The 17,533-nt window shown below is 72.2% G+C and carries 13 protein-coding genes and 5 tRNA genes; 11 read left to right on the top strand and 7 right to left on the bottom strand.

Features of this window, described 5'->3' with window-relative positions; all coding sequences use genetic code 11:
* Positions 1-63: 63 nt before the first annotated feature.
* Positions 64-702, bottom strand: coding sequence for a response regulator transcription factor (locus tag AB0D32_RS15880; RefSeq protein WP_091620063.1), 639 nt, complete (start codon positions 700-702; stop codon positions 64-66).
* Positions 703-934: 232 nt separating this feature from the next.
* Between AB0D32_RS15880 and AB0D32_RS15875 the strand changes: the two genes are divergently transcribed.
* On the top strand, positions 935-1,909 hold the full coding sequence (locus tag AB0D32_RS15875) for a nitroreductase (RefSeq protein WP_357090151.1): 975 nt from the start codon (positions 935-937) through the stop codon (positions 1,907-1,909).
* A 58-nt stretch (positions 1,910-1,967) separates the two neighbouring features.
* Here the strand turns inward: AB0D32_RS15875 and AB0D32_RS15870 are convergent, their stop codons facing one another.
* A complete protein-coding gene (locus AB0D32_RS15870) occupies positions 1,968-2,978 on the bottom strand; it encodes an NAD-dependent epimerase/dehydratase family protein (protein ID WP_357090149.1) in 1,011 nt (336 codons plus the stop codon).
* Between the two features lie 363 nt (positions 2,979-3,341).
* Between AB0D32_RS15870 and AB0D32_RS15865 the strand changes: the two genes are divergently transcribed.
* Positions 3,342-3,716 (top strand): hypothetical protein, encoded by a 375-nt coding sequence (locus tag AB0D32_RS15865; RefSeq protein ID WP_357090147.1) that lies wholly within the window; start codon positions 3,342-3,344, stop codon positions 3,714-3,716.
* Positions 3,716-7,270 carry an AAA domain-containing protein gene (locus tag AB0D32_RS15860; RefSeq protein WP_357090145.1) on the top strand — a complete coding sequence of 1,185 codons (3,555 nt, stop codon included), beginning with the start codon at positions 3,716-3,718 and terminating at the stop codon, positions 7,268-7,270. The genes AB0D32_RS15865 and AB0D32_RS15860 overlap by 1 nt, the downstream gene beginning before the upstream one ends.
* A gap of 101 nt (positions 7,271-7,371) precedes the next feature.
* Here AB0D32_RS15860 and AB0D32_RS15855 read toward each other — a convergent pair.
* Positions 7,372-7,443, bottom strand: a tRNA-Val gene (locus AB0D32_RS15855).
* A 48-nt stretch (positions 7,444-7,491) separates the two neighbouring features.
* Positions 7,492-7,564: transfer RNA gene (locus AB0D32_RS15850), tRNA-Gly, on the bottom strand.
* Between the two features lie 164 nt (positions 7,565-7,728).
* On the opposite strand from AB0D32_RS15850, the gene AB0D32_RS15845 reads away from it, so the two are divergent.
* Complete coding sequence (locus AB0D32_RS15845; protein WP_091620076.1) at positions 7,729-7,968, top strand: DUF6458 family protein; 240 nt, start codon at positions 7,729-7,731, stop codon at positions 7,966-7,968.
* A 179-nt stretch (positions 7,969-8,147) separates the two neighbouring features.
* Here AB0D32_RS15845 and AB0D32_RS15840 read toward each other — a convergent pair.
* The 3 genes from AB0D32_RS15840 to AB0D32_RS15830 form a co-directional block, all read right to left on the bottom strand.
* Positions 8,148-8,222: transfer RNA gene (locus tag AB0D32_RS15840), tRNA-Val, on the bottom strand.
* A 13-nt stretch (positions 8,223-8,235) separates the two neighbouring features.
* Positions 8,236-8,306: transfer RNA gene (locus tag AB0D32_RS15835), tRNA-Cys, on the bottom strand.
* 34 nt (positions 8,307-8,340) lie between these two features.
* A tRNA-Gly gene (locus AB0D32_RS15830) sits at positions 8,341-8,413 on the bottom strand.
* Between the two features lie 445 nt (positions 8,414-8,858).
* On the opposite strand from AB0D32_RS15830, the gene AB0D32_RS15825 reads away from it, so the two are divergent.
* From AB0D32_RS15825 to AB0D32_RS15795, 7 genes are all read left to right on the top strand, one after another.
* Positions 8,859-9,461 carry a TetR/AcrR family transcriptional regulator gene (locus AB0D32_RS15825; RefSeq protein ID WP_357090143.1) on the top strand — a complete coding sequence of 201 codons (603 nt, stop codon included), beginning with the start codon at positions 8,859-8,861 and terminating at the stop codon, positions 9,459-9,461.
* A gap of 115 nt (positions 9,462-9,576) precedes the next feature.
* Positions 9,577-10,152, top strand: coding sequence for a TIGR03086 family metal-binding protein (locus AB0D32_RS15820; protein ID WP_357090141.1), 576 nt, complete (start codon positions 9,577-9,579; stop codon positions 10,150-10,152).
* A 294-nt stretch (positions 10,153-10,446) separates the two neighbouring features.
* A complete protein-coding gene (locus AB0D32_RS15815; RefSeq protein WP_357090139.1) occupies positions 10,447-13,374 on the top strand; it encodes a M36 family metallopeptidase in 2,928 nt (975 codons plus the stop codon).
* Positions 13,375-13,458: 84 nt separating this feature from the next.
* On the top strand, positions 13,459-14,127 hold the full coding sequence (locus tag AB0D32_RS15810; RefSeq protein ID WP_357090137.1) for a 50S ribosomal protein L11 methyltransferase: 669 nt from the start codon (positions 13,459-13,461) through the stop codon (positions 14,125-14,127).
* Positions 14,128-14,136: 9 nt separating this feature from the next.
* Positions 14,137-15,300 carry a cytochrome P450 gene (locus AB0D32_RS15805; protein WP_357090134.1) on the top strand — a complete coding sequence of 388 codons (1,164 nt, stop codon included), beginning with the start codon at positions 14,137-14,139 and terminating at the stop codon, positions 15,298-15,300.
* A 531-nt stretch (positions 15,301-15,831) separates the two neighbouring features.
* The gene (locus AB0D32_RS15800; RefSeq protein WP_357090131.1) at positions 15,832-16,764 is read left to right on the top strand and encodes an ATP-binding cassette domain-containing protein; all 933 of its coding nucleotides are present in this window, start codon (positions 15,832-15,834) and stop codon (positions 16,762-16,764) included.
* Positions 16,761-17,513 (top strand): ABC transporter permease subunit, encoded by a 753-nt coding sequence (locus AB0D32_RS15795; RefSeq protein WP_357090128.1) that lies wholly within the window; start codon positions 16,761-16,763, stop codon positions 17,511-17,513. The genes AB0D32_RS15800 and AB0D32_RS15795 overlap by 4 nt, the downstream gene beginning before the upstream one ends.
* Positions 17,514-17,533: the final 20 nt, after the last annotated feature.

Below are 17,533 nucleotides of genomic sequence, written 5' to 3'. Positions count from 1 at the left end.
GGCGGCGGGGGGGGGGGGGGGGGGGTGGGGGTGGGTGGGGTGGGGGTGGGTGGGGTGGGTGGGTTAGTGGGACTTGCCTAGGAGGCGGGTGGCCAGGACGGCGGCCTGGGTGCGGCGCTCCAGGCCCAGCTTGGCCAGCACGCTGGACACGTAGTTCTTCACCGTCTTCTCGGCCAGGAACATCTTCCCGGCGATCTCCCGGTTGGTGAGGCCCTCGGCCACGTACTCCAGGATCCGCCGCTCCTGCTCGGTGAGCGACTTCAGCTCGCGCGGCTGCTCGACGCCGCTGCGGATGCGCTCCAGCACCCGCGTGGTGATCGCCGGGTCGAGTAGCGACTGCCCGGCCGCCACCCGGCGCACCGCGTCGACCAGGTCGGTGCCGCGGATCTGCTTGAGCACGTAGCCGGCCGCGCCCGCCATGATCGCCGCGAAGAGCGCCTCGTCGTCCTCGTACGAGGTGAGGATCAGGCCCTTGATCGAGGAGTCCACGGCCCGCACGTCCCGACACACGTCGATGCCGTTGCCGTCGGGCAGCCGCGCGTCGAGAATCGCCACGTCCGGCCGCAGCGCGGGGATCCGCCGAGCCGCCTCCTGGGCCAGGCCGGACTCGCCGACCACCTCGATGTCTCCGCTGCTCTGCAGCAGGTCGGCCAGGCCACGACGGACGACCTCATGGTCGTCGAGCAGGAACACGCGGATCATCCCTCGTTTCTACCCCCTGCCCACCCGTTTCCGCACGGGTCGAAGGTCCCGAACCGGCCACACCTGCGGCGCCGGCCCGGCCGCGCCCGTTGCGGGCCGAGGATCCCTGGTCGGCGGCGGGCCGGTCGGGCCCGGCGAGACGGGACGTCCGGCCCTGCCCGGGCCACGCTCCGGTGACGCACCGTGGATGTGTACCACTCGTCGGCGACCTGCCACGGAAAGGAGCACGACCATGGACACCGGCTTCACCGTCGAGCAACTGCGGGCCGCCGCCACCGACGCCGTACGCGCGCCGTCCCTGCACAACACCCAGCCGTGGCGGTTCCGCCTGCGCGACGGCGGCATCGAGGTGCTGGTCGACCCGGACCGGCGGCTGCCGGCCACCGACCCCAACGGCTGGGGTGTCCGGATCGCCTGCGGGGCGGCGCTGTTCAACCTGCGGCTCGCCCTGGCCGTGGCCGGCACCCCGGCGACGGTCCGGCTGCGCCCCTACCCGGCCGAGCCGGACGTGGTGGCCCGGCTGGTCCCGGACGTGCCGCGCCGTCCCACGCCCGCCGAGCAGGCCCTGCACGCGGCCATCCCCCGCCGGTTCAGCAACCGTGCGCCGTTCTGGCCCGACCCGGTGCCCGCCGACGCCCGCTGGCGCCTCGCCGAGGCGGCCCGCGCGGAACAGTGCTGGCTGGAGATGCTGGTCGGCGTCAGTGCCGTGAACGCGTTCGCCGAAATCGCCCGCAGCGCCCACCGGGTGTTGGAGCGGAGCCCGGAGTACCGGGCCGAGCGCCAGGAGTGGGTGCGCTCCACGCCCGCCCCGGACGGGATCCCGGCCGCGTCCGGCGGCCCGCAGGACGAGCCGCAGGACCTGCTGCCGTCGCGGGGCTTCGGCGGCCTGGACCGGGCCCCGGGGCGGGACTTCGAACCGGAGCCGCTGGTCGCGGTGCTCGGCTCGCCCGGCAACACGGCCGTCGACCAGGTCGTCGCCGGGCAGGCGTTGCAGCGGGTGCTGCTGGCCGCGACGGACTCGGGGCTGGCCGTGTCGATGCTGTCCCAGCCGATCGAGGTGCCCAGCGCACGGGAGCAGCTTCGGCTGTCGCTGGGGCGGTTCGGCACGCCGCAGATGGTGATGCGCATCGGGTACGGCCAGCCGGGCTGGCCGACCCCGCGCCGCGAGGTGGACGAGGTGCTCGACCTGCCGGTCGCCCGGTCCTGACCGGGACCGGGTCGGAAGGCACCTCGTCCGATCCGGTCGAACGCCCACCGCCGCCCCGTCAGGCGCCCACCGCTTCCGTAGTCGACAGCAGCGTCGCCTCCCGGTCGGGGTCCAGCCCGACCGGGGCGCGCTGCGGGCGTCCCGCCCGCGGTGGGACCGTACCGACCTCCCGCAGCCACGCCCAGGTGTCGGCGACCGTATCCGCCACCGGGCGGCAGGCCAGCCCGGCCGCGTACGCCCGCTCGACGCCGCGCTCCTGCAACCAGCGGTACTCGTGCCCGGCCGGGATCCAGATCGGCAGGTCGTTCCACGGCACCACCCCGGCGGCCAGGATCGGCCCCGGTTCGGTCCAGCGCAGCCGGGCGTCGGCGCCGGTGGCCGCCACGCAGGAGTCCAGCAACTCTCCCATCGTCGCGTGCCCGGTGCGGCTCACCACGTTGAACGTCCCGCCGGACCGCTCCGCGCCCCGGTCCAGCATCCAGCCCGCCAGGTCCCGCACGTCGACGTACTGCAACGGCAGGTCGGCCGGGCCCGGTGCCAGCACCTCCCCGCCCCGGGAGACGCGCTCCAGCCACCAGGGCAGCCGGCCGATGTCCTCCCCCGGCCCGAGGATGAGCCCGGCCCGCGCGATCACCGCCCGCTCGCCGAACACCTCCCGCACGGCCCGCTCGCCGCCGGCCTTGTTGGTCGCGTAGTCGCCGTCGTCGGCGTCCGGTTCCGCGTCCACCACGGGGGCCTCCTCGCCCACCCCGGGGGCCACGGGCGGCGCGTACACCGAGCCGCTGGAGACGTAGACGTAGCTGCCGACGCGGCCGACCAGCGCGCGGGCGACGTCCCGCACCGCGCGGGGCGCGCCGTCCCAGGTGTCGACCACCAGGTCCCACTCGCCGTCCGCCAGCGCCGTCAGGCCGTCGGGCGCGGTCCGGTCACCCCGCAGCCGGTGTACGCCCTCCGGCGTCACGCCGTGCAACCCCCGGTTGAACGTGGTCACCGTCCAGCCCCGGCGCACTGCCTCGGCGACCGCCGCGCCGCCCACGAATCCCGTTCCGCCCAGCACCAGCAGCCTCATGCGCTCCACTGTGCCGGCTCCGGACGGCGGCCCGACCCCATGTTCACGGTGAGCGGATCTGCCCGTGGCAGAAAAAGCTGGCAGAGCGTTCGGAAGCATCTGCTCATGGCGTTAAGTCGCAGTAACTGCGGCACGTGCTGAGGCAACCGTGAGGGATCCCCCGAACGCCGAGGCATTCCCTCAACCCACGGAGGTACGCCGTTCGCAGTTCGCTGCATTGCAGACGCTCACGCACCGAATCGCTCGCTCCACAGCCCGGACAAGCCCATGACGCCAGTCGGGATCCCGACACATTCACCTTCAGCGCTCTAACATTCCGTAGCGTTTCGGGTGCTTTTGGATTGGGGTCTACGGGAGGCACGGGTGTCCGAGGTCGTCATCGAAGTCGGTTTCACACCGCTGCCGGAGGATGACGATTTCGTCCTTGACCAGCTGACTGACGAACTCGAAGAAGATCTGCGCGACATTGGCGAGGTGAGTCGGCTCGAGGCGCCCACCGGTCCTGACAGCAAGGGTGTCGGCGAGTTGGTGCTGGCCACTGTGTCCGTGGTCGCGAGCACCGACCCGGGCTACGTGCAGGCACTCGTAGACCTGGTCGTGGGCTTCCTCAACCGCAATCAAGGCCGCAAGGCACATCTGAGGATTGGTGACGTCGAGCTGACCATCGATCAGGCGACCAAGGCGGAGACCTCCCAGATGATCGACCTCGTCCGTGATGCGATCGAGCATTCCCGCTGATGGGTCGGCATGCCCTGGTGCTCGGCACAGCGACCTATCACGCCGCCTCGAAGCTCACCGCGCTGCCCGGCGTCCGTCAGGACGTCGAACAGCTGAGGACCGTGCTGGACACCGACGGCGACTTCGACAGCGTCGACGCCCACGTCGACCTGCCCGCAGCGCGCATGAAGCAGGTGGTCGAAGAGTTCTACGGCGCTCGGCGCACCGGTGACCTTGCCCTCTTCTACTACTCCGGCCACGGCATCCAGCATGACGACCGGCAGTCCCTCTTTTTCGGGACCATCGACACCGACACGGCTCTCCTGCACACCACTGCGTTCGATGTCGAGGGCGTCCTCCGCCACATGCTCAACCACACCAAGGCCAGCCAGAAAGTGGTCCTCCTGGACTGCTGTTTCTCGGGCTCGTTCACCGCCCGTCATCGGTTCAGCGGCGGCGTACGGCAGGAGCCCCGGCGCCTCAAGCGCGAGCGTGGCACGTTCATGCTCCAGTCGAGCAGCCACCTGAAGGCGTCGAAGGCACAAGGTCCGGACCGGCCGTCAGTCTTCACCGAGGCCCTTCTCACCGGTCTCCGCGGTGGGGCCCGGGCGACCGCGGAGGACGGCTGGATCACCGCGAGCGACCTTTCCCGGTACGCGATGACTGAGATGTCACGTCGCCGGGAGGAGAAGCCGGTCGAGTCGAGCGAGGGCGTCACCGGCCCGATCCCGCTGGTGGCAGGACCGGACGAACGGCCACAGCGAAGCCCTGGCGTACGGAGGGAGGAGCCCGACGACGCACCCCTCGACACCGAGCGATGGCGTCGTCTGCTCAACTACTACGTCGCCTGCCTACAACGCTCTGCCGTCCTCCAGTTCTTCGTGAATTTGGCGGACAAGGACTCGTACCTCGCTGCGCCCGCAGGCCGGGAGATCATACTTTCGGCCACCGAGCCAATCCAGCTGAAGGAGCGCGGCCAGCGGCTGGCCGGGTCAGCCGACGCTGGTGGCCGTTCGCTGCAGTACGGCTACCCGGTAGTGGCACTGCAGCAGAAGGGCACCCAGCAAGTACGACTGGCGCCCCTGCTCGTCTCGGACCTGACCGTGGGAGACGACGGACTGGCGCACCCGGCGCCGCCGCAGCCCAGTCCGGCTCTGATCGACCATTTCCAGCTGGCGGCGGTCGAGGCGGACGAACTGCGGCAGGCAGTGGCTGAACGACTCGTCCCCGGCGAGCGTAAGTCCCTCGCCGAGATCGCCAATCTGGTGGCGCACACGTTCGGTCTGAAGCCGGTGTCCGCCCTCGACCCGGAGAATCTGGTCGGGACGGTCAACCGCGGGCCCATCAACCGTGTGCAGAACGCCGGAATGCTGTTCGCCGCCGGCAGCGCGGAGTCCCCTGAGCGACAGCTGATCGAGGACCTACAGGACATCACCAAGAACGCCGGAAGGATCGCATCGACCGCACTCGGCGCATTGTCGAGCAGTGTCGGAGATGAGACGGGTGAGCAGAATGCCGAAATCCTGACGGTGGCGTTGAGTGCGGTCAACGAGACTCAGGAGAACATCATCCGGGCGGCGATGAGCCGGCCCCTGACTGTTGCACAGGGACCACCCGGTACCGGCAAGAGTCAGCTGGTCACCGCATTGCTGGCGACCGCCACGGCAGCCGGGCAAAGCGTGCTGATCGGCTCGACCAACAACCGGGCAGTCGATGAGGTCGTTGAGCGAGTCACCCGCGTGGTCGGCCCGGGACTGGTGTTGCGTACCGGAAACAAGGGGTACCGGCAGCAGGAACCGCAGTACCTCAGCGAAGTGATGCAGGCATGGCCACCGCCGGCGCCGGAGGCTGACGGCCCGTCCCAAGAGTTACGACTCATGGCGCAGGAGATCAACCGGCTACGCGAGGATCTCGACCAGCGTCGCCAGCTTGAGCGGGATCTCGCCGACCTCGCCTTCGAACGGGACCTTTCACTCGCCGACACCGACGACTCCGCCCTGGTCAAGCTGGTCGACCTCACCGATCGAGCGCTGCGAAGCCGATGGTTCGGGTGGTGGTATCGCAGGCGACTGCGGTCGCGAGGTGTGTTCGACCGGGAGGCGATCACCGACCTAGGTGAAAGGGCGGTCATCGAGCAATGCTGGCGCGAGCGACTGCGACAACTCCAGTCTCGGCCGGGCACCGTCGAAGAAGTCTGGAAACGGCTGCGGGTTCTGCAGCACGACACCAGACCCGAGCACAGCGAGCAGCTGCTGCGTGCACAGATCGCCGCCCGGGTAGTCGGCAACACGACGCTGCTCCGGAACCGCGCCGACGAAATGGCCAAGCCGGAAGCAAGAAGCTGGGCCTACATGACCGAACTCCTCGCCGTCCTACCGGGCTGGGCGGTCACCGCGATGTCGGCCCGCCGACTATTGCCCAAGGCGGGGCTGTTCGACCTGGTGATCATCGACGAGGCCGCCCAGTGCACCGTCGCAGCCATCCTGCCGATGCTCTACCGAGCGAAACGGGCCCTGATCATCGGCGACCCTCGACAGCTCACACCAGTCGTCGAGCTCTCCGACACTGACGACCGAGGCGAGCAGGCCCGCGCCGGGCTCGGACACGAATGGCTGACCAACCGCCGGCTCACATACCGAAGCCACTCCGCCTACGAAGCGTTCGCCGTCGCGGCCGGAAGCGCCATCCTGCTCGACGAGCACTACCGCTGCCACCCGGAAATCATCGATGCACCGAACCGGGTCATCTACCAGAACCGGCTGACCGTCCTCACCGACCCTGCTCGCCTGGCCGCACCCGCTGCACCCGCCACCCGCTGGGTGGACGTGTCCGGCCGCTTCAGTCGGGGCGCCACAGGTTCCGGCCGCAACGTCGACGAGGTTCAAGCCGTGGTTGGCGAGGTGCAGCAGCTGCGCAAGGAGTACCCGACGGTTTCGATCGGCGTGGTGACACCGCTGGCCGAGCAGCAGCGGATTTTGGATCGGGCGCTTCAGGACACCGGTCTCGGTGACGACCTGCTGTGCGCGACCATCCACAAGTTTCAGGGCAGCGAGAAGGACATCATGATCGTCTCGCCGGTCGGTGCGCAGGGCATCAGCGAACGCACCCGCGCCTGGCTCGTTGATCAGACGAACCTCTGGAACGTCGCTATCACCCGCGCAAAATCCCAGCTGATCGTCGTGGGCGACCGATCGTGGTGGTCCGGGCAACGCGGACTGCTTGCCGATCTCGCCAGCCCATCGGCGCCAGCGGTCGGTGTCGCTGACGTCGGCCCGCGACCGGTCGACCGGTTGATCGCCGGGCTACGAGATGCCGGGCTGACAGTGCGATGGGGAACGCCGCTGCCGGGCTATCCGGTCGACCTCACGATCAGTCTCGGCGACGACAGCCTGGCGGTGCTGGTCGATGATCCCGAGGGTGATCCGGACGGACGGCCGCTCCGTCGAATCCTGAGTAGGCTCGACATCATTGCTGCGGCCGGAGAGGTCAGGCGGGTACCAGCCTGGCGCTGTCTTGCCGAACCGGAACGGGTCGTAAGCGAACTGCGCGCCGTAGTCGAGGGAGACCTCACGTGAAGTGGGGCCTGTGCTACCTCAAGGGAAACGTGAGGGAACACGAGCGCACTTTCATACCTGCGAGCTGCCGCAGCGAGCCTCTCACCAGGAGTGGTAGCCGGTGGGCGATACTGGGTTTGAACCAGTGACCTCTTCCGTGTCAAGGAAGCGCGCTCCCACTGCGCCAATCGCCCGGGGTGACCGCCCGATCCGGCAGGCCGGACCACGAGGGGCGGATCGCGAGCGGACGACGGGATTCGAACCCGCGACCCTCACCTTGGCAAGGTGATGCGCTACCAGCTGCGCTACGTCCGCGTGTCGCCGGTGTTCGTCGGCGACGGGTGGAACTCTACCCGATGGCAAGATCGCCTGGCACGCCGCCCCGCCGACGGGCCGAGCCGGCGATGATTGCGCTGGTGAACCACGGGGTAGTGAGGTCCATCGACAGCACACCACATCCCCTGACCTAGGAGGCTGTCGTGGGTATCGGCACCAGCATCTTCCTGATCGCGCTCGGCGCGATCCTCACCTTCGCGCTCGACGCGAGCCTCGGCGGCATCAACCTCGACGTCGTCGGTTGGATTCTGATGGCAGCCGGCGTGCTCGGACTGATCATGACCACGCTCATCTGGGGACGCCGCCGCCAGGTGGTCAGCACGACCGAGCCGGTCGAGTACCGCCGGGTCGAGGAGCGCAGGGACGTCGCCCCGCCGCTCTGACGCCGGCTGTGCGGGCCCAGTCTGCTGGCGCCCCGTCCCGACGGGGTCGGGTCGTCCGGCTCCGGCACCGCCGAAAGCTGAGGGTTGACCGCCCCGTCCACGGTGACGCCCGTGGGCGGGGCTCGACTGTTCCAGGGAACGACGAAGGCCCGCCACCGGATGGTGACGGGCCTTCGTGCTGGTGGGCGATACTGGGTTTGAACCAGTGACCTCTTCCGTGTCAAGGAAGCGCGCTCCCACTGCGCCAATCGCCCGCGATTGTTACCGAGGTGGGGACGGGATTTGAACCCGCGTACACGGCTTTGCAGGCCGTTGCCTCGCCTCTCGGCCACCCCACCGAGGTTGCCCCCGTCATGCGTGGCGGCAGCTCCGAGCGGACGACGGGATTCGAACCCGCGACCCTCACCTTGGCAAGGTGATGCGCTACCAGCTGCGCTACGTCCGCTTGTCTCCGGCGTTAACCGGTGACGGGTGAGAACTTTAGCCGAGCTGGCGAGCGGTTGCCAAATCGGGGTGACTCCTGGGCGCGTCCTGCGAGGCCCGCCGCGCCGGGCCGAAGGCCGGCTGCCCCGACAAGGGGCGCGACTCGCTGCCACCGGCTGGCGAAGGCGGGTGGTGGCTGTGGTGTCGCACCCCACGCCTGAGCTTCCTAGGGGGATGGGTTGGATCATCCCGGATCTTCCGGCCCGGCGCGGCGGGGGCACCTCCGGAAAGGGCCACGCGGCGGGGACGCACACCGGCGGGACGGGACCGGTCGCGTGTCGGCCGACAGGTCGCGCGGACGACTGTCAGTCGCGCTCCGGAAACTGTCCGACTTCCGACTGTAGTGGGACGAACGGGGCGTGATCCGTAACTGTTCGTGTTCGATCAGATGGGCTACGGTAACGGGCGTGACGAGACGTGCGGCCGAGATCCGCCTGGATGCCCTGCTGCGCACGGCCTGTGACGTGATCGTGGAACGCGGTCTGGCCAACACCCGCACGGCCGACGTGGCACAGGCAGCCGGGGTGAGCCAGGCTCTGGTCTTCTACCACTTCGCCACCAAGGACCGACTGCTCGCGCAGGCGTTCGCGTACGCGGTGGAGCAGGACCTGGCCCGGCTGGACGCGGTGATGCGGTCCAGCGCCCCGCCTCTGGCCAAGCTACGCCGGATCGTGCGGCTCTACACGCCGGCCGGCCGGGCCACGTCCTGGGCCATGTGGATCGACGGCTGGGCGGAGTCGCTGCGCACCCCGGAGCTGGAAAAGGTCTCCCGCCGCCTCGACCTGCGCTGGCGGGAGGACCTGACGACGGTGATCAGGGACGGGATCCGGGAGGGCACCTTCGAGTGCGCCGACCCGGCCGGGGCCGCGTGGCGGATCAGCGCGGTGGTGGACGGGCTGGCGGTGCAGCTCGCGGTGCACGAGCGGGTGATCTCCCGCCGGCAGTTCGCCGAGTGGGTCCGCCTGCTCACCGCCCGCGAGCTGGGGCTCGACCCGGCACAGCTCGACTGAGCCGGGGCCCGGCACTCTGACAACCAGGCCCGCCCGGGGAGACGCCCTGACGACCGAGTCCCGGGAAGCCGGCAAAACGGCTCGGCTTCCAGGGGCAGCCGGAACAATCGTCGGCATGGACCCGCTGGAGACGTACCGCCGCAGCCTGGCCGAGTTCACCGACCGGGTGGAGCAGGTCGGTCCCGGCCAGTGGTCGGAGCCGACCCCGTGCCCCGACTGGGACGTCCGGACGCTGGTCAACCACGTGGTGGGTGAGGACCGGTGGAGCGTCGCGCTGCTCGCGGGGCGGACGATCGAGGAGGTCGGCGACCGCTACGACGGCGACCTGCTCGGCGCGGACCCGGCCGGTGCGGCCCGGGAGGCGGCGGCGCAGGCGGAGCTGGCCTTCGTCCACCCCGGGGCGCTGGACCGCACCGTCGCGCTCTCCTCCGGCGACACCCCCGCCGACGAGTACCTGCACCAACTGATCGCCGAGCACCTGATCCACGGCTGGGACCTCGCCGTGGCGATCGGCGCGGACCCCCGGATGGACGCCGACGCGGTCGCCGCCTGCGCCCGGTGGTTCGCTCGGCGGATCGGCGACTACCAGCGGGGCCGGCTGACCCGGCCGGAGGTGGACGTGTCGGCGCGGGCCGACGAACAGGACCGCCTAGTCGCCGCCTTCGGGCGCGACCCCGACTGGACGCCGTAGCCGCACACCCGACCGGGCGCCGTACCGCGGATCCGACGGGCGCCCGTAAGGCGTGGTTCCCTCGCCGCGGCAGCCGTCGCGCCCGGGTACAGAAGACTTTTCTGGTCGAACCTGGCGGAGCAGCGGGCCGCGCGGCCCGGCGTCCGCGAAGGCCTCCGTGTCACGCCGGTCCGCCCTGACCAGGCGTGGCCCCTTGTACCCGCCGGAGCGGGCTGATATCCACAGATGCGCATGCGTAATCGCGCTGCGTGGGCCGGCGAACGCCGGCCACCCCCGCTCCCACGAGGAGGTCCCGTGGCACAACCGGAGTGGACACCCTGGATGAGCCGGCGTCGACGCCGGCTCATCCCCGTCCTGGCGGCGACCGCGGTGGCGGCCGCGCTGCTGCCCACCGGCCCCACCGCCGCCGCCCCCGCTGGCGGCGCCTCCGCCGAGCGGCGCTCCGGCCCGTTCGCCGAGGGGCACCAGCACGCCGACGTCGACAACCGCCCCGGCACCGCCGCCCCCGACGCGCGGCAGCGGGGCCTGGCCCGCAAGGCCGACCCGGACGCCCGCTGGAACCGGCTCGGCACCCCGCACGCGCTCGGCCCCGGCAACGCGCCCCTCGCCACCGGCCTGCCCGCCGAGCCGGAGGCCGCCGCCCGCGCGTACCTCACCGATCATCACGACCTCTTCGGGCTGGACGCCGCGGCGGTCGACGCGATGGACCGGGTGCTGGTCCGCCCGATCGGCACCGGCGCGGTCGTCACCCTCCGGCAGCGCTTCGGCGACCTGCCGGCCGGGCACGACGGCCTGGTCACCGTCGCGGTCGCGGGCGGCAAGGTCCTCGCCGTCAGCTCCTCGCTGTCCCGGGACACCACCGCGCCGTCGCCGGCCACCCTCACCGACGAGCAGGCGTACGCTGCGGCGCGTGCCGACGCCGGCCTGGCCGCGGACGCGGTACGCAGCCACAGCGTCCGTGCCGTCGCCGTGCCCACCCCGCTCGACGGGCCCCGGGCCGCCTACGAGGTGACCCTGATCGGCGCCGACACGGACGACCCGGCGGCGTTCACCACCTACGTCGACGGGATCACCGGGCAGGTGCTGGTCCGTGAGGACCTCGTCGACTTCGACTCCGACAACCCGAGCTGGGCGGTCTTCCCGGCCACCCCGCCGCGCGACCTCGGCCCCGGGCAGGACCCCCGGGTGCGCTGGTGCGGCGACCCGGCGCCGGGCTGCCAGGCGGCCTTCCGCGACCCGGCCACCGGCCAGCCGTGGGACGTCGACGCGGCCACCGGCACGCCGACCGGCACCGCGCGCGGCAACTCCGCCAACACCGTGCTCTCCTGGGGCGGCGGTACGCCGGCCGTGCCGGCGACGCCCAGCCCGGAGCGCCGCTACGAGTACCCGTTCACCGACCAGTGGCACCAGTCCCGCTGCAACCCCGAGGTGTTCACCTCCGCGCAGCGCAACGACGGTGACGCCGCGATCGGCAACCTGTTCGCCATGCACAACCGGATGCACGACTGGTCCTGGCACCTCGGCTTCACGGAGGCGACCTGGAACCTCCAGGCGGTGAACCTGACCCCGGAGGGCCGGGGCGGCGACGCCGAGCAGGGTCGCGCCCAGCAGGGCGCGCTCAGCGGCAACCGGAACAACGCCAACCAGGGCACGCCGCGCGACGGTCTGCCGCCGACCACCAACATGTACCTGTGGCAGCCGCAGGCCGGCGGGCCGTACCCGCCCTGCGTCGACGGCGACTACGACATGACGGTGATCGGGCACGAGTACACCCACGCCATCACCAACCGCATGATCGCCGGCCCGGACAGCGGCATCGGCGGGCACCAGGGCGGCTCGATGGGCGAGTCGTGGAGTGACCTGCTCGCCGCCGAGTACCTGTTCCAGCACGGGCTGCGCGCCCCCGGCGAGACGCCCTACGTCACGGGCGGCTACGTCACCGGCAACCTGGTCAGCGGAATCCGCAACCACGACTTCAGCCGCAGCCCGCTGAACTACTCCGACGTCGGCTACAACACCGGCGGTCCCGCCGTGCACGCCGACGGCGAGATCTGGAGCGCCACCAACTTCCGGGTACGCGCCGCGCTGATGAAGCGGTACGGCGCCGGCACCCCGCAACGGCAGCTCGACTGTGCGCGCGGCTTGGTGGCGGTGGAGCAGTGCCCGGGCAACCGGCGCTGGTCGCAGCTGGTCTTCGACTCGTTCCTGCTCCAGGCCGCCAGCCAGGTGAGCATGCTCGACATGCGGGACAACATGCTCACCGCCGACCTGCTCCGCTTCGGCGGCGCCAACCAGGACCTGATCTGGGCCGAGTTCGCCCGCTCCGGGATGGGCCGGGACGCCGCCACCAACGGCGCCGCCGACACCGACCCGACGCCGAGCTTCGCCGCCCCCGACGCCGACAACGCGGTGCTCACCCTCCGTCCGAAGGGCGACAGCGTCGATGCGCCGATCCGGGTGTACGTCGGGGCGTACGAGGCGCGGGCGGTGCCGGTGGCCGACACCGACCCGGCGACGCCGCTGCCGGACCGGATCGAGCTGGTGCCCGGCACGTACCAGCTGCTCGCCGTCGCGCCCGGCTTCGGCCACCAGCGGCTCGAGGTGGTCGCCAAGGCCGGCAAGGAGGGCTACGTCGACCTGCGGATGAGCCGCAACCTGGCGTCCACGGCGTCCGGCGCGACCGTCACCGGCGACGGGGTCAACCTGGAGCGGATCGCCGACGACACCGAGGCCACCAACTGGGCATCCCTGGACGGGGTGGCCGGCAGGCAGGTCACCGTGGCGCTGCCCGGTGACGCGCCGCAGGTCGTGAAGCGGGTGAACGTCAGCGCCATGCTGCGCCCGGCGATCAGCGGCAACGCCGACCCGGGCAGCCAGAACGCGCTCAGCGCGCTGCGCTCGTTCGCGGTGTCCGCGTGCAACGCGAAGACGACCGACTGCGCGGATCCGGCGAACTGGCGGCGGATCCACACCAGCGCGGCCGACGCGTTCCCCGGTGGGGCTTACCGGGCGTACGTGCCGGACATCAACCTGCGGGAGTTCCGGGTGCCGACCACGCTGGCCACGCACCTGCGGCTGGAGGTGCTGTCCAGCCAGTGCACCGGCGGCCCGGCCTACGCCGGTGAGCAGGACGACGACCCGGCGACCACCACCGACTGCGCGACGGCCAGCCCGGCGCGTACGCAGGTGCGGATCGCCGAGTTCCAGGCGTTCTCGAAGTGACCACCCGTCGGGGCCGGTCGGCGTGCCGGCCGGCCCCGACGGCCGGTGGCGCCGGCCGCCGGACGGCGGGGGACAATCACCGCCGTGTCCGAACTTTCCGCCGCCTTCGTCCGGCTGCACGCCAGCCTCGCCCCGGTCGCCTTCGTCCCCGAGGTGCGGCTGCACCAGGCGGACGACGCCGTCGGGCTGTGGGAGCTGACGGAGGGCGAGTTCCGCAGCGCGCAGCCGCCGCCGTTCTGGGCCTTCGCCTGGGCCGGTGGGCAGGCGCTGGCCCGGTACGTCACCGATCACCCGGAGCTGGTCGCCGGCCGCCGGGTGCTCGACCTCGCCGCGGGCTCCGGCCTGGTCGCCATCGCGGCCGCACGGGCCGGTGCCGCCGCCGTGCGCGCGGTGGAGATCGACGAGCTGGCCGTCGCGGCCGTCGCGGTCAACGCCGAGGCCAACGGGGTACGCGTCGACGCGGAACTCGGCGACATCCTCGACGGCGACGCCGCGGGAGCCGAGGTGGTGCTCGCCGGGGACGTGTTCTACAGCGAGGCGATGGCGAACCGGGTGCTGCGCTTCCTGCTGCGGGCCGCCCGCGCCGGGGCCCGGGTGCTGGTCGGCGACCCCGGCCGGGCCTTCCTGCCCCACGACCGCTTCGACGAGTTGGCCGGCTACGACGTACCGGTGCCCGAGACGCTGGAGAGCGTACGGGTGAAGCACACCACGGTGTGGCAGCTGCGGGCGGGGCTGCCGGGGGCTGGCCGCTAGCGTGACGGCGTGCTGTTCCGGAGCTGGGCGCAGACCGCCGACGCGCACTGGCCGGACGTGGCCCCGGTGCCCGACCACGTGGGTGTCACGCACCTGGTCGTGACCCGGCACGCCCTGGTTCGTCAGGTGCTCACCGACTCGGCGACGTACCGGCCGGACAACGCGCTGGACGCGGTGACCCCGATCCCGGTGGCCGCGCTGCGGGTGCTGGCCGGGCACCGGTTCCGGCTGCCGCCGACCCTGGCGAACAACGGTGGCGCCAGCCACCCGGCGATCCGGGCGATTGTCGCCGACGCCCTGCACCCGACACGGGTCGCCGCGCAGCGGCCCTGGCTGACCGGGCTGGTCCGTGAGCGCGTCGGCAGGATCGGCGCCGCCCTGGACGCCGGCACTGCGGTGGACCTCTACGCCGAGCTCGCCGCCGACCTGCCGCTGCTGGTGCTGGCCCGGCTGGTCGAGCTGCCGGACGCGCCGGTCGGCGCGGTGAAGGAGTTCGCCCGCGCCGCGCTGGAGCTGTTCTGGGCGCCGCTGGACGCCGGGCGGCAGCAGGCCCTCGCCGCCGAGGTGGGCCGCTTCCACCGGGTACTGCGGAGGTTCGCCGCGACGGGGGGCGGACTGGTCGGGTCGCTGCGGGCCGCCGGGCACCCGCCCGACGTGCTGGTCGGCGCGCTGTTCTTCCTGCTGGTGGCCGGTCAGGAGACCACCTCGCAGTTCCTCACCCTGTTGCTGCACCGGCTGACCGGCGAGCCGGCCGTGCTGGCCGGCCTGCGCGACGGCACCGTCGCGGTCGCCGACGTGGTCGAGGAGGGGCTGCGGCTGGAGCCGCCGATCGTCACCTGGCGACGGGTGGCGGCGGTGGACACCACGCTGGGCGGAACGGCGGTGCCGGCGGGCACCAGCATCGTGCTCTGGCTGGCCCGCGCCGGCCGGGATCCAGCCACCGTGGACGCCCCGGACGAGTTCCGGCCCGGGCAGCGCGGCTCCCGCCGGCACCTGGCCTTCGGGGCGGGCGCACACCGCTGCGTCGGCGACCAGCTGGCCCGGATGGAGGCGGCGGTGGTGGTCGCCGAGACCGCCCCGCTGCTGGACCGGATAACCGTGGTCCGCGAGCCGTGGTGCCCGGACAACCTCACCTTCCGGATGCCCGACGCCTTCGTAGTCCGCCGCCGCTGAACTGACACCCACGGCTTCCCGCACGCCAGGCTTCCCGCAGACCAGGCTTCCCGCAGACCAGGCTTCCCCGCGCGCCAGGCTTCCCCGCGCGCCAGGCTTCCCCGCGCGCCGGGGCGAACCACCGGCCCGGCACCGGCCGGCGCGCCCCGGACAGCCCGCCAGCGCCCAACCGCGCACACATGGGCGCGCCCCGCGAAAGCCCCACCGCCTGCGGCGGTAACGCGCGAGCGCCCCTGGTGATCAGGACACCATGGACGTTACCCGGCAGCTTTTAGGTCCATGGCGTCCTGATCACCAGGGAGTGGGCCGGGTGTTCCTCGCTTGGCCCGGCGGGGTAGCGCGCAGCGCGGCACGGTGTGGCGCAGCGCGACGGGAGGGCAGGGCAGGGCAGGGCACGGTGTGGCGGTGCTCCGCATGGCGCAGGGTGTCCAGCCGGACGGGTGGCGGTGGGCGGGAGCCCGACGAAAGTCAGTGCCGGGTGGTGCCGTTCGGGCACGGCGACGGGACGGGTCGCGGACCTAGCGTCGGCGCATGATCACATTACGTGGGTTGACCAAGCGGTTCGGGGGTACGACCGCCGTCGACGCCCTGACCGTCGACATCGGGCCCGGCCGGGTCACCGGGTTCCTCGGTCCGAACGGCGCGGGCAAGTCCACCACCATGCGGATGATCCTCGGGCTGGACCGGCCCACCGCCGGGCAGGCGCTCGTGCGCGGGCGGTCGTACCGGGAACTGCGGCGACCCCTGCACGAGGTCGGCGCGCTGCTCGACGCCCGGGCGGTCCACCCGGCCCGGTCGGGTCGGGCGCACCTGCTGGCGATGGCCCGCAGCAACGGGATACCCGACCGCCGGGTGGACGAGGTGCTCGCCGTCGTGGGGCTGGACGACCGCGCGGCGGCCAAGCCGGGCCGTACCCTCTCCCTCGGCATGGGCCAGCGGCTCGGCATCGCCGGCGCGCTGCTCGGCGACCCGCCGGTGCTGATGTTCGACGAGCCCGTCAACGGCCTCGACCCGGACGGGGTGCGCTGGGTCCGGCAGCTGATGCGGTCCCTGGCCGACGAGGGCCGCACGGTCTTCGTCTCCAGCCACCTGATGACCGAGATGCAGCTCACCGCCGACCGGCTGGTGGTGATCGGGCGGGGTCGCCTGCTCGCCGACGCCGCGATCGACGAGGTGATCGCCGGCAGCGCGGTGGCCGTGCGGGTCCGCAGCCCACAGCCGGCCGGCCTCGCCGCGCTCGCCGAGCGGCTCACCGCCGCCGGGGCCGCCGTCGAGCCGGCCGGCCCGGACGAGCTGACCGTCACCGGCGCCGCCGCCGAGCGGATCGGCGACATGGCGTACGACCTGGGTGTGCGGTTGCACGAGCTGAGCCCGCACGGGGCGTCCCTGGAACAGGCCTTCATGGAACTGACCGCCGACAGCGTCGAGTACGCCGGCACCCCGACCCGGAGCGAGGCACGATGAACACGATCTCCGCCGAGTGGACCAAGGTGTGGTCCGTACGTTCCACGTGGTGGTCGCTGCTCGCCGGGGTGCTGCTGATGGCCGCCACCGCCGGTCAGCTGGCCATCTACGCCGTCAACGCGAACACCAACGACGACCCGGCCGACGACACCGGGATCGTCACCGTCGGCAGCGTCGTGATCGGCTCGGTCGAGCTGACCCAGTACGCCGTGCTGGCGCTGGGCCTGCTCGTGATCACCAGCGAGTTCACCAGCGGCACGATCCGTACCACCCTCCAGTGCACGCCGTCGCGCGGGCGCGTACTGCTGGCCAAGGCCGCTGTGACGGGGGCGGTGACGTTCGCGCTCGGGCTGCTGCTCGGCACGGTCGGCGCGCTGGTGGCCCGGCCGGTGCTCGGCCGCTGGGGCGCCGCGCCGGCGGGCGGCACCGTCGGCGACGTCCTCGCGGTGGCGACCTACCTGGCGTTGGTGGGCGTGCTGGCCCTCGGGCTCGGCGCGGCCCTGCGCAGCGCGGTGCTCACCCTGACCGTGCTCGTCGCCACGCTGATGATCGTCCCGCTGTCGTTGCAGGAGCCGGACATCGCCGTGCTCAACCGGATCGCCGATGCCTTCCCGGGAGTCGCCGGTGGGCACTTCCTGGCCGGGGACAGTGACCCGTACCCGGCGCCCGTCGGGTTGCTGCTGCTCGCCGGGTGGGCCGGTGCGGCGCTGCTGCTGGGGCGGGCCGCGTTGCGCCGCCGGGACGCGTGAGGCGCCGGGACTTGTGAGGT

Origin of the sequence: Micromonospora sp. NPDC048170, from assembly GCF_040652795.1 — a bacterium.
Lineage (GTDB): Bacteria > Actinomycetota > Actinomycetes > Mycobacteriales > Micromonosporaceae > Micromonospora.
Note: the sequence above shows the minus strand (reverse complement) of the source record. Positions and strands in the feature narration are given on the sequence as shown.